Genomic DNA, 19,394 nt, shown 5'->3' on the forward strand with positions numbered 1-19,394 from the left:
ACTAATCTGACGTTCTGCATGGATTCTTTCCAATATCAAAAACCGCCGGTTCAGTACGACGTAGCCATTGTTGGCTCCGGAGCTGGGGGTGGTATGGCCGCCTACACATTGGCAAAAGCCGGGGCAAAAGTCGTGCTGCTCGAAGCGGGCGGCTACTACGACCCCGCCGATCCCAAATACATTACGCAAATGAAATGGCCCTGGGAGTCGCCCCGGCGCGGAGCGGGTACAACGCGAGCCTTCGGCGATTTCGACGCGGCCTGGGGCGGCTGGGATATTGAAGGCGAACCCTATACCACAGCCAAAGGCACTGAATTTCACTGGTTTCGGTCGCGGATGCTGGGCGGTCGCACCAACCACTGGGGGCGTATCTCCCTGCGCTTCGGTCCCGACGACTTCCGGCGCAAATCCATGACCGGCGTGGGCGAAGACTGGCCCATCGGCTACGATGACATCAAACCCTTCTACGACCGGGTCGATAAACTGATCGGCGTGTTTGGCTCGGTAGAGAATTTTCCCAACGAACCCGACGGTATTTTTCTGCCCCCACCCAAGCCGCGTCTGCACGAGCTGATGATTCGGAAAGGGGCCAAGAGCATCGGCATCCCGGTGATTCCCTCGCGGCTGAGTATTCTGACGAAACCCATTAACAATGAGCGCGGAGCCTGTTTTTATTGCAGCCAATGCGGGCGTGCGTGTCAGGCGTATGCCGATTTCTCGTCGTCGTCGGTGCTGGTAAAACCGGCTCTGAAAACGGGTAACGTCACGCTCATCAATGGAGCAATGGTACGCGAGGTAATCACCGACCCGGCAACGGGCCTTTGCACGGGCGTGAGCTACGTAGACACCCAGACGTTGCAGGAGGTGACTGTTCGCGCCAAAAGCGTGGTGCTGGCTGCCAGTGCGGGTGAAACGGCCCGACTGCTGCTCAACTCCAAATCGAGCCGCTTCCCGACGGGCCTTGCCAATGGTAGTAACGTGGTTGGTAAGTACATCAATGATTCTACCGGAGCCAGCCGGTCGGCATTTGTACCGGCCCTGATGGATCGCAAACGCTATAACGAAGACGGCGTGGGCGGAATGCACGTGTTTACACCCTGGTGGCTCGATAACAAGAAGTTAGACTTCCCGCGTGGCTACCACATCGAATACTGGGGCGGTATGGGAATGCCTGCCTACGGTTTTGGCTGGGGTATCGAAGCGATGAATGGCATGATGGCCGCCCGCGATGGCAGCAAGAAACCGGGCGGTGGCTATGGAGCCAGTTTGAAAGACGACTACCGCCGGTTCTACGGAGCTTATGTGGGTATGGCTGGTCGGGGAGAGCCGGTGCCGCTCGAAAGCAACTACTGCGAAATTGACCCGAATGTGGTCGATAAGTATGGTATTCCGGTGCTACGGTTCAACTACAAATGGTCTGATTATGAGGTGAAGCAGGCCAAACACATGCAGGATACTTTCGAGCAGATTATTCACTCGATGGGCGGCATTGCGCTGGGTCAGAAACCTGGCCCCGAAAACAGCTACGGGCTGGAAGCTCCGGGCAAAATCATTCATGAAGTAGGTACGGCGCGTATGGGCAACGATCCCAAAACTTCGGCCCTGAACAAGTTCCAGCAGGCCCACGACGTTAAAAACCTGTTTGTAGTCGATGCAGCAGCGTTCCCCTCGCAGGGCGACAAAAACGTAACCTGGACTATTCTGGCAGCATCCATGCGCACGAGCGAATATTTGATCGATCAGGTGAAGCAGAAAAACATATGAAACGCAGAGACCTCCTCAAAACGATACCCGTAACGGCCCTCGGCATGGCCGTTGCACCCGCCGAAGCCGCTGTTCCGGCTCCACCCGACACCAAACCGCTCAAAATTCCGGGCGGGCGACAGAAGTTTGAAGCCGAACGCGACGCGAAGCTCAACGCCGAAAAATTCTTTACTCCCCACGAGCTGCAAACCGTGACGGTGCTGGCCGACATTATCATTCCTGCCGATGAGCGGTCGGGGAGTGCATCGCAGGCGGGCGTACCGGCGTTTATCGAGTTTATGATGAAAGACCAGCCGCGCAGCCAGACCCCTATGCGGGGCGGCATTCGCTGGCTCGATAACACCTGCGTAAAACGCTACGGCAAGCAGTTTGTGCAATGCACGAAAGCCCAGCAGATCGACATGGTGGAGCAGATTGCTTACCCGGCCAAGGCCACTCCCGACATGACGCAGGGCGCGGCTTTCTTCAGCCTGATGCGCAACATGACTGCCAGCGGTTTTTACACAAGTCAGATCGGTATCAAAGACCTCGGCTATGTAGGTAATGTGCCCAATCAGTGGAACGGCGTTCCCGACGACGTGTTGAAGCAATACGGCCTGGCTTACGAAGACCGCGAACTGGCGTGGTGGAAAGAATAAAGCTGATTATAGCAAAAGCGGCCTGATTCTGTGCATCGGGCCGCTTTTGCTATTTCAGGCGGGTATCGAACGGGTGCGGTTCAATACTGCTGATGTGTAGTGTGCGGTGTTCGGGATGGAGCGGGTTAAGCAGGTAGTTGTATTCAGTAGGCGACTGCGCCGATGGGACGCGCATAATCCAGAACTGCCCCTCGCGCAGCCATTGGTCGGTAAGGTCGGCGAGAGCAGGTAAATATGGAACGTCGCGCCAGTCGGTGGGTAACTGGTCTGGTTCGAGACTCATGATGCTGGCCGAGTCGGGGATTTTCAACATAATCAAAGACTGGTCGTTAGGTAATCTTTTCGAGTTAGCCAAGATTTCTATTTTTGCCAGCGATACATATTCAGAGGTGTAAAGAATGCGAGTGCCCTCGCGGTGCCAGCGACCGGGTCCGAAAAGTCCACCAGTGCCGGTGAGGTCATCAGCATATTTTGTTGAGGCAATGCGGTACAAATTCACACCAACATAGTAAATTAGGGTTCATATAGAATATAACCAACATCGGCGAATTTTACAAATAGATACCATGTAAGATGGCATTTAATACATTCATAACCTGTTTACGCCCCAGCATGGAGCCTAACAGCGTAATTGGTCTTCTATTTTGTAAAGAGGGAATTTTAGCTGTGAGCCAGTCATCAAGGTCTTCCTTATTTTGAAAAACTTCCATTCCCTTTTCATAAACTTCGGCTAAGGAGATAGCTTTTTCGCTTTCATCCTGTGTAAGCCTGGTTTTGGCGCGGACCCTCCGTTGATACGTGCTTTCTGAAATTGCCAAAATATGACTCATCTCCTTGTTAGTGAAGCCGAAGTTATTTTGCAGATAAGCAACTGATGCAATAGGCAGACCTTCTATTGCCACATCCATTAAATCGAACTCCTGACGAACACGGTGATTGATTAGCTGCTCTCCTCCCAAAGCTGCTACTATTCTACTGATTGGTACGTTCATAGTCGATTGATTGTTTTACTGCTGTCAAATGACAACAGGTTGACAAAGATAATAATTCCTACCCATGCAATCCCTGTAGATTTTACCTTTGCAACGATTCACAAAGAGTGAAAGAGCGAAAAGGTGAAAGAGCGAAGAGCCGCACCACTTGCTTGCTCTTTCACTCATTCACTCTTTCGCTTTTTATTCATGGAATACCGCATCGAGAAAGACACGATGGGCCAGGTGCAGGTGCCGGCCAACGTTTATTGGGGCGCGCAGACGCAGCGTTCGATTGAAAACTTCCCCATTGCTCAGGACATCAACAAAATGCCCCGCGAGATTATCCGGGCGTTTGCGTACCTCAAGAAAGCAGCCGCCCTCACCAACCTCGACGCGGGCGTATTGCCACAAGATAAAGCCGACCTTATCGGGCAGGTGTGCGACGAAATTCTGGCCGGTAAGCTCGACGATCAGTTTCCGCTCGTGGTCTGGCAAACCGGCTCCGGTACGCAGAGCAACATGAACGTAAATGAGGTAGTAGCCTACCGCGCCCACGTCCTGAACGGCGGCCAACTCACCGACGAGAAAAAATACCTCAACCCCAACGATGATGTAAATAAGTCGCAGTCGAGCAACGACACGTTCCCGACGGCCATGCACATCGCGGCCTACAAAATTCTGCTCGAAGTAACTATTCCGGGCATTACTAAATTACGTAACACGCTCGATGCCAAAGCGAAGGCGTTTATGCACGTCGTAAAAATTGGCCGGACGCACTTCATGGACGCTACCCCGCTGACGGTTGGGCAGGAGTTTTCGGGCTACGTCTCGCAACTCGACCACGGGCTGCGGGCCATTAACAATTCGCTGGCGCACCTGAGCGAGCTTGCGCTGGGTGGCACCGCCGTTGGCACGGGCATTAACACACCCAAAGGCTACTCGGAAAACGTGGCGAAACACATCGCCAACCTGACGGGCCTGCCGTTCGTGACTGCCGAGAATAAATTTGAAGCTCTGGCCGCCCATGATGCTATTGTTGAAGCGCACGGTGCGCTGAAAACCGTAGCAGCTTCGCTGATGAAAATTGGGAACGACATTCGGATGCTGTCGAGTGGCCCCCGCGCCGGTATTGGTGAGTTATATATTCCTGACAATGAGCCGGGTAGTAGCATTATGCCGGGTAAGGTGAACCCCACGCAGTGCGAAGCCATGACGATGGTGGCCGCGCAGGTGATGGGCAACGACGTAGCGATTAACATCGGCGGTATGAACGGCCATTTTGAACTGAACGTGTTCAAGCCGGTCATGATTTATAACTTCCTGCACTCGGCCCGGCTCATCGGCGACGTGTGCGTATCGTTCAATGATAAATGCGCTGAAGGCATCCGGCCTATCGAAGCCAACATCGAAAAGCACGTACAAAACTCACTGATGCTGGTAACGGCCCTGAACACCAAAATCGGCTACTACAAAGCCGCCGAAATTGCCCAAACGGCGCACAAAAACGGCAGTACGCTGAAAGAAACCGCCGTTGCCCTCGGCTACCTCACCGCCGAAGAATTCGACCAGTGGGTTGTGCCGGGCGACATGGTGGGGGAGGTAACGGGTCAGTAATAGATGTAAAAAATTGCCATGCAGTTTGACAATAAAGGGTTGTTAACTCCAGCGGAGATAGTTCTGTTGTCTCTTGCAGAGCTTAAGGAGGTATTTGTTAATTCTTTCCCTAATTCAGAGACTCAGCATACCATCTTTGCTTCTTATTGTCAGTTTGTAGAAGATTTTACCCGTGAAATTTGCCCTGTTTTCACGCATTGGATAGACGGTAGTTTCATCACAAACAAGTTGAATCCTAACGATATGGATTTTGTTGTCCACGTTGAGGATTTAATGTTCGAGACTAACGTCGCTTGATTGACAGTAAATTTCGTCTCACTGGCGCGAAACGGTTCTACCCAAAACTGGACGTTTACACGGTTCGTTGTTATCGGCCAGAAGATTCGCGGTATTTCATTACAGAGCATGATTTAGCTTACTGGCACGATTGGTTTACACACACACGCCCAAATCGATTTGGGAAGCGGAGCCGAAAGGGGTATATTGAGGTGAATTATAATCGCACTTAAGCAATGGAAACAGAAGAAGTTACTCTGGATATTCGGATGAATGACTTACTTCAGCAGGTTAGGCGGTTGGATGAAATGATCACGTTTCATCAGCAGCATTCCGGCGATGCAGCAACGATACGTCAATACGAGTTTATGAAGGCTGATTTTATTGACAAAGCAAATCAGGCTCTTAAGGCGTATCATGTTCAATTAATAGCCACGCCAGTACACTAATTCAAGTACCTAATCCTCGGCTAACTCGACAATCGGGTTGTATCCGGCGATATGGTGGGGGAGGTACAGTAGTGTATAGCCACCCCTGTTGGTCAGCAGTTTAAATCATACTTTGAGTAACTAACTCTGTGGTAAAAGCCGGAAGAATCAGCTTCCGGCTTTTTTGTTTGGCGGGTTTTCTGTAGAATCGTGGCTGCAAAATCATTTCAACAACCCGTACATGACGAATTCATTTCCGTTACCTTTCCGAGTACCGTATGCGGTTACCCGGCCTTTCAAAAAATCGGTTGTTTATTTTTCGATGGAAATCGCCGTCGATCAGGCTCTGAAAACGTATTCGGGTGGACTGGGGTTTCTGGCCGGGTCGCACATGAAAAGTGCCTATGAACTTGGTCAGAACCTGATTGGAATCAGCGTTTTATGGAAATACGGCTATTACGACCAAAGCCGGAAAACCGACAACAGTATGGACGTACAGTTTCGCGAGAAAATGTACTCGTTCCTGCAAAATACGGGGATCGAATTTACCATCGACGTGTTGGACCGGCCCGTCCGGGTTCGGGCGTATTACTTGGCCCCGGAAGTGTTTCAGACCGTACCGCTGTTCTTTCTGACTACCGACATCGATGGCAACGATACGGCCACCCGGCTGATTTCGTACCGGCTCTACGATAACGACGTGCGGCTGAAAATTGCTCAGTGTATGCTGCTGGGGCTGGGTGGTGCCAAATTAGTCGATGCGCTCGGTTTTGCGCCCGACGTGTATCACCTCAACGAAGCCCACGCCCTGCCCGCAGCGTTTCACCTGTTTCAAAAACTCGACACGGTAGCGAAGGTGAAAAAGAAAATGGTCTTTACTACGCACACGCCCGAAGAAGCCGGAAACGAAAAACACGACATTCATTTGCTTAATGAATTAGGCTTTTTTGGGAGTATTCCACTCGATAAAGTGCGAAAAATCAGCGGTATTCAGGACAGTACGTTCAATCATTCGCTGGTGGCATTGCGGCTGAGTCGGCAGGCCAACGGCGTATCGAAGCTGCACGGTGAGGTAGCGCGTCAGATGTGGAGCCACTACAAAGGTATCTGCCCGATTACGCATGTCACGAACGCCCAAAACCAACGCTACTGGACTGACCCGGCCATTGAAACCGCCCGGCTGGCAGGCGATACCGGGGCGATTATGGCCCGTAAAAAAGAGTTGAAGGCCCCGCTATTCCGGTTCGTAGCCGATCAGGTGGGAAAACTGTTTGACCCAAACGTGCTGACACTGGTGTGGGCGCGTCGGTTTGCCACTTATAAACGCCCCGATTTACTCACGCAGGATGCCGAACGGTTTGCACGGTTGCTCAATCAGACCAAATACCCGGTGCAGATTATCTGGGCCGGTAAGCCATATCCGATGGATGCCGGAGCCATTGAAGTCTTTAACCGGCTCTATTACCTGAGTCATCTGTTTCCGAACATGGCCGTGCTGACGGGCCACGAACTGGCCCTGTCGAAAATGCTGAAAGATGGAGCCGATGGCTGGCTGAATACGCCCATCGTGACGCGCGAGGCATCGGGCACCAGCGGCATGACAGCCGCCATGAACGGAGCCATAAACATGTCAACCAACGATGGCTGGGTTTGCGAATTTGCCAAACCGGGCGAAAACAGTTTCATTGTCCCAACTGCTGACCCCATGCTGTCGTATCATGACCGCGACGACCACGACCGCAGCCACTTGTTCGACCTGCTTGAAACGCAGATTCTGCCCTGTTACTACGACCGCCCCGGCGATTGGCAAAAACTCGTATTCCAAAGCATGAACGACGTAAACGCTTATTTCGGAGCCAACCGCATGGCTGAGGAGTACTACGAGCGGGTGTATTAAGGTAGAACAGCGTAATTTTGTCTTCTATGATCCGCCTTTTACTGCTCTACATTCTTGCTCTATTTACAATCAGCGTTCACGCCCAGACCACTGACGAAAATCCAGCCGCAACCAGTTGGTACAGCGAACCCGACGGTATCAACTGGCTGCTCGAACGCTACCGGCCCATCTACGACTTCAAACCCCGCGAAACCATCGCCAGCATCGGAGCGGGACAGGGCATTCGCGAAGTCGTGTACTCGCTAATGGCCGACAGCCTGACGGTTTACTTACAGGACGTAGAAACCTACTGGCTTTCACCCGAACGACTCTATAAAACGCTGCGGACAATTTACGGGAAAGCGGGCCGTTCTGACTGCTCGGCAACGTTCAAAATTATACGCGGCACTGACCGCGATACCGGTTTGCCCACGCAGCTTTTCGATAAAATTATCATCGAAAACAGCCTGCACGAGTTTGATCATCAGGCAATTATGCTGCAAAGCATACGCGACAATCTGAAACCCGGCGGAACGTTGTTTGTCTGGGAAGAAATCGCCACCAAGCCCAACCGTAAACATTCTGGTTGTCGCAAACCTATGTTTACTGACCAGTCGCTGCGGCAGTTAATGGCCGAACATGGTTTCCAGTTTGTTGATAAAACCGTTGTCGACCCGCCCCGTGGCAGCGATGTAGTGTATCGTTTTTCGTTTTGATTACCGCGTTACTTCGGGCGTTTGTTCATCCATCGTTAAGCCAAGAATGCGGCTGGTTTGCTCGCGGAGTTGGCGGGTCAGTTCGGCGTTTTTCGCCAGCGATTGCCCGTAACTCGGAATCATTTCGCGTAGTTTCTGCTGCCAGTCGGGCGAGGCTATTTGCGTGGGGAAACACTTGGTCATCAGGTCGAGCATGATCGATACGGCAGTGGAGGCACCCGGCGAAGCACCCAGCAGCGCGGCAATGCTGCCGTCAGCAGCACTCACTACCTCTGTGCCAAATTCCAGCACACCGCCCTCTTCGTCGTCTTTTTTGATGACCTGCACCCGCTGCCCGGCAATTTCCAGTTCCCAGTCGTCCATCTGCGCTTCGGGGAAATACTCTTTTAAAGCCGCCAGCCGGTCTTCGGGCGATTGCATCACCTGCTGAATCAGGTACTTCGTCAGCGGAATATTGTGCAAACCAGCCATCAGCATCGGAGCCATGTTGCTTAACTGTATCGACTTCGGCAAATCAAGATACGAACCGTGTTTCAGGAATTTGGTCGAGAACCCGGCGTAGGGACCGAACAGTAACTCCTGCTTACCATCGATCATGCGGGTGTCTAAGTGCGGCACCGACATGGGTGGGGCACCTACCGACGCTTTGCCGTAGACTTTGGCATGGTGCCGTTCGACCACGTCGCGGTTGGTGCATTTGAGCCACTGCCCGCCCACCGGGAAACCACCATAGCCCCGGCTTTCGGGAATGTCTGATTTTTCGAGCAGCCGCAGCGAACCGCCACCAGCCCCGATGAATACAAATCCCGCTTGTACGTCGCGGGTTGCGCCGGTCGTTAGGTTTTCGACCCGAACTTTCCAGCCGCCGAGCGACTTCGACCGCCAGAGGTCGCGCACGTCGTAGCCAAAGTGCATCGTTACGCCCGGCATCTCTTGCAGTTTGGCGAACATGCAGCGCGTGAGTGCGCCAAAATTTACGTCGGTGCCAATGTCCATGCGGGTGGCCGCTACGGGCTGAGCCGGGTCGCGGCCTTCCATTACGAGCGGCATCCAGTCGGCGAGATGTGCCGGGTCTTCGGAATACTGCATCCCATGAAACAGGTGGTTCTGCTGGAGCGCGTCGTAGCGTTTGTGCAAATACCGCACATTCTCATCGCCCCACACGAAACTCATGTGCGGAATCGACCGGATAAAGCCCGGTGCATCATTCAGAAACCCGTTTTCAACCAAATGCGCCCAGAACTGCTTCGACTGCTCAAACGATTCGGCAATTTTGACGGCCTTAGGTGTTTCAATAGTGCCGTCTTCGCGTTCGGGGGTGTAGTTGAGTTCGCAGAAGGCCGAATGGCCGGTGCCTGCGTTATTCCAGGCGTCGGAGCTTTCGGCGGCTGCCTTGTCGAGCCGTTCGTAAATATCAATCGTGAGCGACGGTTCCAGTTCTTTTAACAGTACGCCGAGCGTAGCACTCATAATACCCGCGCCAATCAGCAGAACGTCGGGGCCTTTTTCAGTTGTATTTGTATGCTTTGCCATATTCATAACGGGCTGAACGCCCCTTCTATCTACAAAAATGGTAGGCGGGTTGTTCCGGATTAGACCGTACCTTTAGGGCATGAAGTGGCAAATTAGGGCTGTAAGCCTACTTTTTCTCGCTATCTTTCTATCGAACGTACCGACTCAGGCGCAGCCGTTGCCTGTGGCTCCGGTTTCGCCAGTCGAACAGCCGGGTATCAATCAGGGCCGGTTCATTGGCGTGGTGGCCGGAACGGCTGTCTTCTACACCGTTACGCTGCTCTTACTGCGGAAACAATGGTACAAGAAGCGGGTGCCGTTTCATAGCTTCAATGACAATCGGGAGTGGCTGCAAATGGATAAACTGGGCCATGCAACCACCGCCTATTGCATGAGCCGGGGAGGCTACGAACTCATGCGCTGGAGTGGCGTAAACGAGCGGGCCAGCATTATCACAGGCAGTTTGCTGGCATTGCTGTTTCAGTCGACGCTCGAAGTCTACGACGGATACTCGGAAGGGTGGGGGTTTTCTAAGGGCGATATGATTGCCAACGTTGCCGGAATGGGCCTGTTTATGGGGCAACAGCTTGGAGCCGGGCAGCAGGTGGTGACAATGCGATACGGTTTTCGGAAAACTATCTTTCCGCCGTATCGACCCAATCTGCTGGGTAAAACCACGGGGCAGCAGATGCTGAAAGATTATAATGGACAACAATACTGGCTGTCGGTCAATCTGGCATCAGCGTTGCCCGTTGGTCCCTCGTTTCCGCGCTGGCTGAATCTGGCCGCAGGCTACAGTGGTAGCGGCATGATTGGCGGCCACCAGAACCCCAAAACGTTCGACGCAGCCGGAAACGAAGTGAAATTTGAGCGATACCGTCAGTTTTTTCTCTCGCCCGACGCCGATCTGTCGCGCATCGACGCCTTTAGTCCATCGTTGCAGCGGTTTATCGGAACGGCGCAATTCTTTAAAATTCCCGCCCCTTCGCTGGAATATAATCGGGTGAAGGGTTTTCGGTTTCACCCGCTGCTACTGCCGAAAGAGTAGCATGTCTAAAACCACAGCCACGTAGAGAACAACAAGGTTGGTGTTAGAAAACCTGCTGTCCGCTGCGTGGCTGTGATCACTCATCTTTTACAGCCGACCTCCGCCGATGTCGAAGCCGAGTTTGATGCCGAGGTATGTGTTTTTGCTTTCGATAGTGGCATTGGTAAGTCTATTCGACGTAGTTGGTACGGCATTGTACTCAACGCCAACCACAAAATGTCCGGCTTTAATACCACCCCGGATCATACCACCAAACTTAGTGGCACCGGTGAGCGTAACCTGCTCTGGCCCCTGTCCGTCAACAATGGTTATAGTTCCCGCCGACGCTATCGTGTATAAGCCTGCACCAACACCCAGGAAAGGACGAACACCATTTGTGCCAAACAGATACGTGCCGGTCAGCAAATAGGAGCCAAAGGCACCTGCGTCGCCCGTAACGGTATTACCACCACTTACAACCCCTCGGGCTACCAGTGCCCATTCGGCCCGCAGCCCGAGGTCGAGATTATCGCTAATGCCATATTTGGGTTCAACGGCGAACAAAACTCCCCCCGAAACACCTGAAGCGAGTGGCTTGGCTATGCCTACTGAGAGGTTCACCTTGAACGGCTTGAACTCTTGCGCAGTAGCTGAAAAAGCTACCGAAAGAAATAGAACGGTTAGAAAACGTTTCATGAACTTATAATCTGGTGAACGGTAAAAATTACCGTGCAAACATAGAGCGTCTTCTACTCAACACAAAATAATGTTACACTTTTTTTGAAGTGGTTATTTCAGTTCGCCCGGTGTTACCATAATGCCCTGCTGTCGGTTATCGCGCAGGATAGTAAGCTGAACGCGACGACCAATGATTTCGTCGGTCAGGAGTCGGTGGAGGTCATCGACAGTAGCTACGGGCTGGCCGTTGAAGCCAACGATAATGTCGCCCTGCCGAAGTTCGCCGTTGCCTGCCACGCCGTCGGGTTCAACGCTGGCGACCATAATACCCGTTTTAACCGAAAGCTGGTTGTACTGCCGGATACGCTCCGTGAGGTTAATCAACTGACCGGCAATGCCCAGATAGCCCCGCCGAACGCGCCCTTCCATAATCAGTTTACCAGCCACCAAAGCTGCCAGGTTCGACGAAACGGCGAAACAAATCCCCTGCGCGGGCAAAATTACCGCCGTATTCACGCCAATGACATCACCGCTGGAGTTTACCAGCGGACCGCCTGAATTGCCCGGATTCAGAGCCGCATCGGTCTGGATAACGTCATCGATTAACCGGCCCGACTCAGAACGAAGCGTTCGGCCCAGCGCACTCACAACACCTGCCGTAAGCGAGTACTGAAAACCGTAGGGATTGCCAATGGCGATGGCTATCTGGCCCACCTGTACGTCTTTAGAATTAGCAAACCGAATAGCTTTCAACCCATCGGCATAGATTTTCAAAACAGCTATGTCGGTGGCGGGGTCGCGGCCAATTAATGCGGCCTCGAAAGAGTGGCCCGGCCCGTCGTTGCGGTCGGGCAGTGCAACGTCAATCTGGCTGGCTCCGGCCACAACGTGGTTGTTGGTCACGATATAGCCGTCGGTCGAAATAACAAACCCGGACCCCGTACCTCCCTCATTACCGCCCTGACCGGGCCGACGTTGTGGCGAGTTGGCTGGTTGAGAACGTTTTGAGACCGTACGATTAACTTTTATCTGTACAACTGACGAACTTACTTTTTTGGCTACATTTACGACCGTGTTAGAATAAGCATCTAACAGCGTCGCATCTGACTCGCCCGCCCGGCCCAATGAAGGCGAGGAGTCATTGTCGAGAGACACATAATAGGGATTCATGAGACATGCTGTTTAGCTGAAAAAGAACAGCTTACACGTTCTGTTCCAAATTTTTCTATATTTGTAAGTGACGTTTTGAGCCGCCATTATGTCATAAGAAAACAACTAACAAATATGTTTGTGGCTGTTTTTCGGAGCAGATGCTGTAAAAAAGGCAGAAGCTATGTCGTTTGATGAATTTTTGACCAGTAAAAAAATTGATGCTGACCGGTTTCGTTTAGCCGAGCCGCAGCATTATGCCGAGTGGAAACGTATTTTTGCGCAGATGCACCCGGAAAGCTTTACGGCTCAGAAGAAATTTCTTTTAAATGATACCCGAAGAAAGTATCTTATTCGTTAAAATTGTACCCAGCAGCCTGAAGGTCAGGCTTGCCGTGATTCTTCAACCTATATCCTCTTTACAATGTTGACATTGGGAGAACTGCGCGGCATTACCGATGCCGTATTGAATTCACTGAAAGCCCAGGGTCTGGGCGACAGTAATGGCCTTTTAGAAGCGGCCCGCACACCTCAGGGACGCAAAGAACTGGCATCGGCGGCTGGTATTGATGCCGCTACTCTTCTTAATCTTGCCAACCGGGCCGACCTTGCCCGCATTAAAGGTATTGGCCGGGTATATAGCGACCTGATGGAAGAAGCTGGCGTTGATACGGTAAAAGAACTGGCCCACCGGGTTCCAGAAAACTTACACGCTAAACTGATTGAAATCAACACAAAACGCCAGTTTACACAGCGGCCTCCTTCCGTTGAGCAGGTGAGCGATTTTGTTGAGCAGGCGAAAAGTCTACCGCCCATGCTCGAATATTGATGACAACAGTGGGTGCGCTAAAACTGAATGAGCGCACCCACCGCTGCATAATTGATCCAGGTAAAATTGTAGATGCTTTCTACATTGGCTCCGCCTTCTACAACGCGGTAGCCCGCCTTCAGACCGACGCGTCGGCTGACTTGATACGTAATACCGCCGAAAATATCTTCGGCCCTTCCTTGCGTCGACCCCAGCGCGTCGCCTTCCAGTAGTAAGCCTAATCGCTCGGTTGGGCGGTAGTGCGCGTAGAAATTAATCAACGGTACAAAACCGAAATTGTCGAAATTCGTGTCGCGCCCGCCAGTTTCGCCCCTCAGCCGAACGTTGGCATCCCTGATTTTTGCCGTAAGCCCAAGCCCGACGCGCCACCGTTCGCGAACAACCAGATCGTATCGATACGTCAGCCGGTAGGAATTGAACTGGTAGAAAGCCGTGATTGGCTGACCTGTCGGGAAAACGATTCCGTTGTAATTAACAGGCTGGCTGAAACTACCTTCGTAACGAACCGTGAGTGGGGCGTATAGAGCCGAAATAGTATGTCGGCCCCCCAGCGTGTAGCCCAGCCGGATTCGATAGAATGCCTTAGGTTGAGCCTGCAACTCGTTAAGATCAACGAGTGTGCCGCCCGTGTTGGGAATACGAATTTTGTTGTATGCTGTGCCCAGAACGGCCCCGCCTTCGAGGTCGAGCCGAATTTGAGACAAACCCGTTCGTGATAAACCGAGCAGGCTTATGAGCAGCCCGCCTGCCAAAAGAAAACGCTTCATAGGTCGACGTTGAGTTTTCAAGCTAACCCGAAAGCGCGTAAAAGGGTTTTGGTTAGCCTCTCGGTTCGTGAAGATAGCGTTCCAGGCGGTTCTCTAATTCGGCCTGATTCAGATTGGTATATAACTCGCCGTTGAGGGCCAGAGCCAGCCGGCCACTTTCTTCGGATATGGCAATAATGGCTGCATCGGTGGCTTCGCTCATACCCAATGCGGCCCGGTGCCGAAAACCAAGAGCGGGTGGTAGTTCATCGTCGTCAGAAACAGGCAAAATACAGCGGGCGGCCCGAATACGACCCCGCATAATGAGTACGGCACCATCGTGAAGGGGGCTATACTGACTAAAAATAGCCAGCAGTAACGGCTTCGATAAGTCGGCGTCGATAATCTCGCCCGATTGGGCAAATTTCTCCAGATCGTCGTGCCGCTGCAAGACCAGCAGACCGCCCGAAAACTCTGCACTAAGCGTTCTGCAGGTATCGAGTATGGGCTTGAGAGCAATGCGCTCGTTTGTATGTTCTGACTGACGCAATAACCAACGCCGGATCCATCGGTTACTGCTAAGATTGGTCGATTTGCCGATTAGCATCAGGAATCGCCGGATTTCCTGCTGAAAGATAATAATCAGAGCCAGAGCACCGACGCTGATGAAGTATTCAAAAATAGTTGTTGTCAGGTTTAACCCCAATGCTTTGACCAGCAAATAGGCCAGATAAACCAGCAGATACCCCACAAACACACGGCTGGCAACACTACCCCGAACAAGGTTATATATCTGATAAAGCAGGAAAGCTACCAGCCCAATATCGAGCAAATCGAGCCAACCAATGTCTAAAAAACCCAGGCGAAAAGCCAGCATGAACACATTGAACTAGTTATGGGCCTAAATATAAACAAACCGCATGGGTCTATAGGCTTATTGTTTCGCCTTCGGTAGCTAAATAGGTTTCGCCAAAAACAGACCGGGCCTCGTTCAGGAACTCATCCAACTGTTTATAGCGCGATGAAAAATGACCAATCAGTAACCGTTTCACCTGGGCTTTATCGGCAATGGTAGCGGCTTCGCGGGCCGTAGAATGATATACTTCGGCGGCTCTCTGCGCATTATCATCTAAAAACGTGGCCTCATGATAGAGCAGATCGACGCCCTGCAACTGCGGAATCAACCCTTCAACGTAGCGCGTATCCGAGCAGTAAGCATAGGAGCGAGGCTGCGGTCCTGGTTCGGTGTACTCAGCAACGGCGTAGCGCACATCGCCGTTCTCGTCTAAAACGTCATGTCCTTCCTTGAGTTGTTTCAGGTACTGAATTGGTGTGTCGGTGGGGAGTTTCTCGCGCAGGAGGTGCGGCTTAGCCGGTTTTTCCCGAAACAGATAGCCCGTGCAGTGAATGCGGTGTTGAAGCGGAATCGATTCAACAGTCAAGTGCGGATGGTCGAGAATCAGCGTCGACTGATTGGGGTCAACGGGCTGAAAGTGAAGTTTATAGCCCAGTCGGGAATCGGACACCCGGAAAATAGTCGTCAGCACCTCATCTAAACCATGTGGTCCGAACAGGTATAAATCTTCGGTGCGTCCGCCCAGATTGAGCGTCGACAGGAGCGGAGCCAGTCCAAAATAATGATCGCCGTGGAGGTGGCTGATGAAAATATAGCGAAGTCGCCCCGGCTTGATTCGTTGTTCAAGTAGCCGAAATTGAGTGCCTTCGCCACAATCGATCAGCATATACTCGTTGTTGACCGTAAGCAACTGGGCCGTGGGGTGCATCCGAAGCGTGGGCGTAGCCGAACCGGCCCCCAGAATAGTGAGGGCAAAGGATACATGGGCCGGTCGATGCATAGCAGTTGCTGAGTGGTCGGCGGGTTCAGGGTTCGTCTCGACCAATAGTGGTGCCTCCGGCGTCGTACTCATCGTCATCTTCGCTGCGAAAATCGTTCTCTAATTCATTCATAAACACAGCGTCAATTCCTTCCTCTACCGTTGGCAGAATAGTCAGATCACTGAGATTCGCCGAATCTAATGTTTCGATTAGTTCGTCGCTTTTTGTTACAACCACCAGCAGACCAATCTCGTTGGTACATTGGCGATTAATTTTCCGAATGGTACTGAACCCGGCCTGATCGATGGTCTCTATAGTAGCCATGTCCAGAATAATATTGCTGTATCCCTCGCGGAACAAGTTGCGGCTGAGTGTTTCAAACGTAGCGGGAACATCGCCCTCAAACGCGCTTTCGGCCAGACGGATCAGGGCATACCGTTCGGTTTTCTCAATGGTGTACTTCATAATTAGTTTAATGTCAGGTTTTAGCGAATGGTTTCCCGAATGGCCATTTCAATGCGTAGCTGAGGGTCGGCCTCAGAAGCTGGCACAAATGGCTGACCCGTTACGGTCTCAAACAGTTCGATGTATCGGGCCGAAATCTGGTTCACCCACGCATCGGTCATGGCCGGAACAATCTGCCCGGTTTTACCCTGGAAGCCGTTGGCAATAAGCCATTCCCTAACGAATTCTTTCGATAATTGCTTCTGCGGTGATCCGGCCTGTTGGTTTTGGTCGTAGGTGTCTGCGTAAAAGTACCGCGATGAATCGGGCGTATGCACTTCGTCGATCAGGTAGATCTGGCCGGCTAACTTTCCGAATTCGTACTTGGTATCAACCAGAATCAGGCCCCGTTCGGCGGCCATCTCGGAGCCGCGTTGAAATAAAGCCAGCGCGTATTGTTCCAGCACTACATAGTCGCTTTCGCTGACGATGCCCTGCCGGATAATTTCGTCGCGGCTGATGTCTTCATCGTGGCCCTCGTGCGCCTTGGTCGAAGGGGTAATAATTGGTTGGGGCAGTCGGTCGTTTTCGCGCAGGCCGTCGGGGAGCGGTACGCCACACAGCGTCCGGTGGCCGTCGCGGTATTGTCGCCAGGCGTGGCCCGCCAGATAACCTCGCACCACCATTTCTACGGCAAACGGTTCGCAACGTCGGCCTACGCTTACGTTTGGGTCGGGCACGTCGAGGAGCCAGTTTGGCACAAGGTCGGCGGTAGCTCGCAGAAAATAGGCGGCTGTCTGGTTCAGCACCTGCCCTTTATAGGGTATAGGCCGGGGCAACACCACGTCGAAAGCCGAAATCCGGTCTGACGCGACCATAACCAGCCGGTCGGGAAATGAATATACGTCGCGAACTTTACCGCGATAAAATCCCGTTTGACCGGGGAACTGGAAGTGAGTTTCCTGAATAGGCATGTAGCAAAATTATAACATCTCAATCACTAAAGCCGACGCGCCCCCGCCCCCGTTGCAGATGCCAACGGCTCCATAACGCCCCCCGTTTTGCTGCAACACGTTTGTTAGTGTCGTTACGATGCGGGCACCGGATGCACCCAGCGGATGACCAATGGAAACGGCTCCACCAAACACGTTCAGTTTCTCCTGCGGCACCTGCAAAACTTCGCTGAATGCCAGTGGCACTACGGCGAAGGCTTCGTTTACTTCAAAAAAATCAATGTCGTTCATGGTCAGGCCGGCGCGTTCAACGGCCAGCGGAACGGCTTTGGTAGGGGCCGTCGTAAACCACTGCGGCTCCTGCTCGGCGTCGGCATAGCCCAAAATGCGGGCCAGGGGCGTCAAACCCAGTTCGTCGGCTTTACGGCGACTCATAACCAGCACCGCCGACGCGCCATCGCTGATGGGCGACGAACTGGCGGCTGTCACTGTTCCGTCGGGCGTGAAGGCGGCTTTCAGGGTCGGAACCTTGTCGTAAATGACATTTTTGTACTCTTCATCCTCGCTGACAGTCACACTGCCTTTGCGTCCGGCCACCTCAACGGGTACAATTTCGGCACTAAACCGACCACTTTGCGTACTGGCTTCAGCCCGACGGTACGACTGTATGGCGTAGTTATCCTGCTGGTCGCGGCTGATATTATATTGCCGGGCGGTCTGATCGGCAAAAACGCCCATTGCGCACTGGTCATATACGTCGACCAGCCCATCGCGGGCCAGCCCGTCAACTAATTCAGCATTGCCGTATTTATAGCCGAAACGCGCTTTAGGCACGTAATAAGGCGCATTCGACATACTCTCCATTCCGCCAGCTATAATAACGTCGGCCTGACCTAACTGGATGGCCTGAGCCGCCAGCATAATGGCTTTAGTGCCCGACGCGCATACTTTATTAATGGTTGTGCAGGGCACGCTGGCTGGGATGCCCGCTTTTAAAGACGCCTGCTTCGCTGGTGCCTGCCCCACGTTCGCCGAGACCACATTACCCATAATGATTTCCTGCACCTGCTCAGGCTGAATACCTGCCCGGTTCAGCACCCCCTTAATAGCTGCCGCGCCCAGTTCTGTAGCCGACAGCGTGGCTAAGGCACCGCCAAAACTGCCAATGGGCGTGCGGACGGCAGCTATAATTACGACTTCATTCATACTGCGGTTTATTAATTTGTTGTACGGATTACCAGCGGATGTTACCCGATTCAGGGTTGGCTCCCAGACGCCGGGCCGACGAAGACAGGGCATACGGAAGGTCGTCGTTGCGCATCGCGTCAAGCAGTTGAAGAGCCTGTTCCTCAGTCAGATTGAGCCGCTGAAATCGTTTCAGCAAATCGTCCCGACGTTCAGACCGTTCTACCTGTTGCCCGATGGGTTGTCGGGTTAACGCAGGCCGACGGGCTGTCAACGGACGCGCCGACGAGGGCTTACCGCTGTATTGGTTTTTTACTAATTCAAAGTTATACCGCGCTGGTTCATTTTCAGTATTTTCGAGCAACGCCCGCCGAAACAACACCAATGCCTGGGCCGTATCGCGTTCAATACAGGCAATGATGCCCAACTGCGTAGCGGCCACAGCACGCAGGTCGGGCTGCTCTGACTGAAGCAGGGTTTGATACTGCGGCTTCGCCTTGTGGTATTGATGTAACTGAAAATACGTATGGCCCAGGTTCAGGCGTACCCCAGGGTCGATGGTTGTTGTTGTACGGCTCAGATGAGCATATAACCGTAGAGCATCTTGATATGCTTTTGATTTATAGGCTTTTTCGGCGTCGATACGGGCCTGGTTATTCTGTGAAATCCGACTCAAGACGGGCAATTCGGAGAGCCAGACCCAGGCAGCAAGAAAAGCGAAAGCAATCATAGACGATAAATAACTTGCC

At 52.6% G+C, this 19,394-nt stretch carries 22 protein-coding genes; 10 read left to right on the forward strand and 12 right to left on the reverse strand.

From position 1 onward, the window contains the following. The first annotated feature begins 18 nt into the window (after positions 1 to 18). Together AWR27_RS04160 and AWR27_RS04165 are read left to right on the forward strand one after the other, a co-directional pair. The gene (locus AWR27_RS04160) at positions 19 to 1,764 is read left to right on the forward strand and encodes a GMC oxidoreductase (RefSeq protein ID WP_077130038.1); all 1,746 of its coding nucleotides are present in this window, start codon (positions 19 to 21) and stop codon (positions 1,762 to 1,764) included. After that, positions 1,761 to 2,402, forward strand: a complete 642-nt coding sequence (locus AWR27_RS04165) for a gluconate 2-dehydrogenase subunit 3 family protein (protein WP_077130039.1) — start codon at positions 1,761 to 1,763, stop codon at positions 2,400 to 2,402. The genes AWR27_RS04160 and AWR27_RS04165 overlap by 4 nt, the downstream gene beginning before the upstream one ends. Positions 2,403 to 2,451: 49 nt before the next feature. Here AWR27_RS04165 and AWR27_RS04170 read toward each other — a convergent pair whose 3' ends face one another. Both AWR27_RS04170 and parS read right to left on the reverse strand, forming a co-directional pair. After that, positions 2,452 to 2,901, reverse strand: coding sequence for an RES family NAD+ phosphorylase (locus AWR27_RS04170; protein WP_077130040.1), 450 nt, complete (start codon positions 2,899 to 2,901; stop codon positions 2,452 to 2,454). Positions 2,902 to 2,953: 52 nt separating this feature from the next. Continuing rightward, positions 2,954 to 3,394 carry a type II RES/Xre toxin-antitoxin system antitoxin gene (parS, locus tag AWR27_RS04175; RefSeq protein ID WP_077130041.1) on the reverse strand — a complete coding sequence of 147 codons (441 nt, stop codon included), beginning with the start codon at positions 3,392 to 3,394 and terminating at the stop codon, positions 2,954 to 2,956. Positions 3,395 to 3,583: 189 nt separating this feature from the next. Between parS and fumC the strand changes: the two genes are divergently transcribed. The 5 genes from fumC to AWR27_RS04200 all read left to right on the forward strand — a co-directional run bounded on the left by fumC (position 3,584) and on the right by AWR27_RS04200 (position 8,286). Continuing rightward, positions 3,584 to 4,990, forward strand: coding sequence for a class II fumarate hydratase (fumC, locus tag AWR27_RS04180; RefSeq protein ID WP_077130042.1), 1,407 nt, complete (start codon positions 3,584 to 3,586; stop codon positions 4,988 to 4,990). Between the two features lie 18 nt (positions 4,991 to 5,008). Then, positions 5,009 to 5,287 (forward strand): DUF6932 family protein, encoded by a 279-nt coding sequence (locus AWR27_RS26095; protein WP_077130043.1) that lies wholly within the window; start codon positions 5,009 to 5,011, stop codon positions 5,285 to 5,287. A 215-nt stretch (positions 5,288 to 5,502) separates the two neighbouring features. Next, positions 5,503 to 5,715, forward strand: coding sequence for a hypothetical protein (locus AWR27_RS04190; protein WP_077130044.1), 213 nt, complete (start codon positions 5,503 to 5,505; stop codon positions 5,713 to 5,715). A 220-nt stretch (positions 5,716 to 5,935) separates the two neighbouring features. Beyond that, positions 5,936 to 7,591, forward strand: a complete 1,656-nt coding sequence (gene glgP, locus AWR27_RS04195; protein ID WP_077133789.1) for an alpha-glucan family phosphorylase — start codon at positions 5,936 to 5,938, stop codon at positions 7,589 to 7,591. A 26-nt stretch (positions 7,592 to 7,617) separates the two neighbouring features. Beyond that, the gene (locus tag AWR27_RS04200) at positions 7,618 to 8,286 is read left to right on the forward strand and encodes a class I SAM-dependent methyltransferase (protein ID WP_077130045.1); all 669 of its coding nucleotides are present in this window, start codon (positions 7,618 to 7,620) and stop codon (positions 8,284 to 8,286) included. On the opposite strand, the gene AWR27_RS04205 is transcribed toward AWR27_RS04200, so the two are convergent. Continuing rightward, on the reverse strand, positions 8,287 to 9,858 hold the full coding sequence (locus tag AWR27_RS04205; RefSeq protein WP_257788527.1) for a malate:quinone oxidoreductase: 1,572 nt from the start codon (positions 9,856 to 9,858) through the stop codon (positions 8,287 to 8,289). A 40-nt stretch (positions 9,859 to 9,898) separates the two neighbouring features. Between AWR27_RS04205 and AWR27_RS04210 the strand changes: the two genes are divergently transcribed. Further along, entirely contained in the window at positions 9,899 to 10,846 is a 948-nt protein-coding gene (locus AWR27_RS04210) for a DUF2279 domain-containing protein (protein WP_083732745.1), read from the forward strand. Between the two features lie 87 nt (positions 10,847 to 10,933). Here the strand turns inward: AWR27_RS04210 and AWR27_RS04215 are convergent, their stop codons facing one another. Both AWR27_RS04215 and AWR27_RS04220 read right to left on the reverse strand, forming a co-directional pair. Further along, positions 10,934 to 11,521 (reverse strand): outer membrane beta-barrel protein, encoded by a 588-nt coding sequence (locus tag AWR27_RS04215; protein ID WP_077130048.1) that lies wholly within the window; start codon positions 11,519 to 11,521, stop codon positions 10,934 to 10,936. Between the two features lie 93 nt (positions 11,522 to 11,614). Then, positions 11,615 to 12,673, reverse strand: coding sequence for a S1C family serine protease (locus tag AWR27_RS04220; protein ID WP_077130049.1), 1,059 nt, complete (start codon positions 12,671 to 12,673; stop codon positions 11,615 to 11,617). Between the two features lie 118 nt (positions 12,674 to 12,791). Between AWR27_RS04220 and AWR27_RS04225 the strand changes: the two genes are divergently transcribed. Further along, on the forward strand, positions 12,792 to 13,013 hold the full coding sequence (locus tag AWR27_RS04225) for a hypothetical protein (RefSeq protein WP_077130050.1): 222 nt from the start codon (positions 12,792 to 12,794) through the stop codon (positions 13,011 to 13,013). 63 nt (positions 13,014 to 13,076) lie between these two features. Beyond that, complete coding sequence (locus AWR27_RS04230) at positions 13,077 to 13,481, forward strand: DUF4332 domain-containing protein (protein WP_077130051.1); 405 nt, start codon at positions 13,077 to 13,079, stop codon at positions 13,479 to 13,481. A 17-nt stretch (positions 13,482 to 13,498) separates the two neighbouring features. Here the strand turns inward: AWR27_RS04230 and AWR27_RS04235 are convergent, their stop codons facing one another. From AWR27_RS04235 to AWR27_RS04265, 7 genes are read right to left on the reverse strand one after another with little or no spacing between them, the layout of a single operon-like run. After that, complete coding sequence (locus AWR27_RS04235; RefSeq protein WP_077130052.1) at positions 13,499 to 14,248, reverse strand: porin family protein; 750 nt, start codon at positions 14,246 to 14,248, stop codon at positions 13,499 to 13,501. 52 nt (positions 14,249 to 14,300) lie between these two features. Continuing rightward, positions 14,301 to 15,104, reverse strand: coding sequence for a diadenylate cyclase CdaA (cdaA, locus tag AWR27_RS04240; RefSeq protein ID WP_077130053.1), 804 nt, complete (start codon positions 15,102 to 15,104; stop codon positions 14,301 to 14,303). Between the two features lie 49 nt (positions 15,105 to 15,153). Then, the gene (locus AWR27_RS04245; RefSeq protein ID WP_077130054.1) at positions 15,154 to 16,083 is read right to left on the reverse strand and encodes a ribonuclease Z; all 930 of its coding nucleotides are present in this window, start codon (positions 16,081 to 16,083) and stop codon (positions 15,154 to 15,156) included. A gap of 25 nt (positions 16,084 to 16,108) precedes the next feature. Further along, positions 16,109 to 16,528 carry an STAS domain-containing protein gene (locus tag AWR27_RS04250; protein WP_077130055.1) on the reverse strand — a complete coding sequence of 140 codons (420 nt, stop codon included), beginning with the start codon at positions 16,526 to 16,528 and terminating at the stop codon, positions 16,109 to 16,111. A gap of 20 nt (positions 16,529 to 16,548) precedes the next feature. Beyond that, the gene (locus AWR27_RS04255; protein WP_077130056.1) at positions 16,549 to 17,481 is read right to left on the reverse strand and encodes a phosphoribosylaminoimidazolesuccinocarboxamide synthase; all 933 of its coding nucleotides are present in this window, start codon (positions 17,479 to 17,481) and stop codon (positions 16,549 to 16,551) included. Between the two features lie 9 nt (positions 17,482 to 17,490). Beyond that, positions 17,491 to 18,666, reverse strand: a complete 1,176-nt coding sequence (locus tag AWR27_RS04260) for an acetyl-CoA C-acyltransferase (protein WP_077130057.1) — start codon at positions 18,664 to 18,666, stop codon at positions 17,491 to 17,493. A gap of 28 nt (positions 18,667 to 18,694) precedes the next feature. Further along, positions 18,695 to 19,375: a tetratricopeptide repeat protein gene (locus AWR27_RS04265; RefSeq protein ID WP_232325972.1), complete on the reverse strand. Its 681-nt coding sequence runs from the start codon at positions 19,373 to 19,375 to the stop codon at positions 18,695 to 18,697. Positions 19,376 to 19,394 lie beyond the last annotated feature (19 nt).

The sequence above is a fragment of the Spirosoma montaniterrae genome, from assembly GCF_001988955.1.
GTDB classification, from domain to species: domain Bacteria; phylum Bacteroidota; class Bacteroidia; order Cytophagales; family Spirosomataceae; genus Spirosoma; species Spirosoma montaniterrae.

What these genes read in the sequence shown, in the direction of transcription:
- AWR27_RS04160 (WP_077130038.1), top strand. Translation starts at nt 19, where the DNA reads ATGGATTCTTTCCAATATCAAAAACCGCCGGTTCAGTACGACGTAGCC.
- AWR27_RS04165 (WP_077130039.1), top strand. Translation starts at nt 1,761, where the DNA reads ATGAAACGCAGAGACCTCCTCAAAACGATACCCGTAACGGCCCTCGGC.
- parS (WP_077130041.1), bottom strand. Translation starts at nt 3,394, where the DNA reads ATGAACGTACCAATCAGTAGAATAGTAGCAGCTTTGGGAGGAGAGCAG.
- fumC (WP_077130042.1), top strand. Translation starts at nt 3,584, where the DNA reads ATGGAATACCGCATCGAGAAAGACACGATGGGCCAGGTGCAGGTGCCG.
- AWR27_RS26095 (WP_077130043.1), top strand. Translation starts at nt 5,009, where the DNA reads ATGCAGTTTGACAATAAAGGGTTGTTAACTCCAGCGGAGATAGTTCTG.
- AWR27_RS04190 (WP_077130044.1), top strand. Translation starts at nt 5,503, where the DNA reads ATGGAAACAGAAGAAGTTACTCTGGATATTCGGATGAATGACTTACTT.
- glgP (WP_077133789.1), top strand. Translation starts at nt 5,936, where the DNA reads ATGACGAATTCATTTCCGTTACCTTTCCGAGTACCGTATGCGGTTACC.
- AWR27_RS04200 (WP_077130045.1), top strand. Translation starts at nt 7,618, where the DNA reads ATGATCCGCCTTTTACTGCTCTACATTCTTGCTCTATTTACAATCAGC.
- AWR27_RS04210 (WP_083732745.1), top strand. Translation starts at nt 9,899, where the DNA reads ATGAAGTGGCAAATTAGGGCTGTAAGCCTACTTTTTCTCGCTATCTTT.
- AWR27_RS04215 (WP_077130048.1), bottom strand. Translation starts at nt 11,521, where the DNA reads ATGAAACGTTTTCTAACCGTTCTATTTCTTTCGGTAGCTTTTTCAGCT.
- AWR27_RS04220 (WP_077130049.1), bottom strand. Translation starts at nt 12,673, where the DNA reads ATGAATCCCTATTATGTGTCTCTCGACAATGACTCCTCGCCTTCATTG.
- AWR27_RS04230 (WP_077130051.1), top strand. Translation starts at nt 13,077, where the DNA reads ATGTTGACATTGGGAGAACTGCGCGGCATTACCGATGCCGTATTGAAT.
- AWR27_RS04235 (WP_077130052.1), bottom strand. Translation starts at nt 14,248, where the DNA reads ATGAAGCGTTTTCTTTTGGCAGGCGGGCTGCTCATAAGCCTGCTCGGT.
- cdaA (WP_077130053.1), bottom strand. Translation starts at nt 15,104, where the DNA reads ATGCTGGCTTTTCGCCTGGGTTTTTTAGACATTGGTTGGCTCGATTTG.
- AWR27_RS04245 (WP_077130054.1), bottom strand. Translation starts at nt 16,083, where the DNA reads ATGCATCGACCGGCCCATGTATCCTTTGCCCTCACTATTCTGGGGGCC.
- AWR27_RS04250 (WP_077130055.1), bottom strand. Translation starts at nt 16,528, where the DNA reads ATGAAGTACACCATTGAGAAAACCGAACGGTATGCCCTGATCCGTCTG.
- AWR27_RS04255 (WP_077130056.1), bottom strand. Translation starts at nt 17,481, where the DNA reads ATGCCTATTCAGGAAACTCACTTCCAGTTCCCCGGTCAAACGGGATTT.
- AWR27_RS04260 (WP_077130057.1), bottom strand. Translation starts at nt 18,666, where the DNA reads ATGAATGAAGTCGTAATTATAGCTGCCGTCCGCACGCCCATTGGCAGT.
- AWR27_RS04265 (WP_232325972.1), bottom strand. Translation starts at nt 19,375, where the DNA reads ATGATTGCTTTCGCTTTTCTTGCTGCCTGGGTCTGGCTCTCCGAATTG.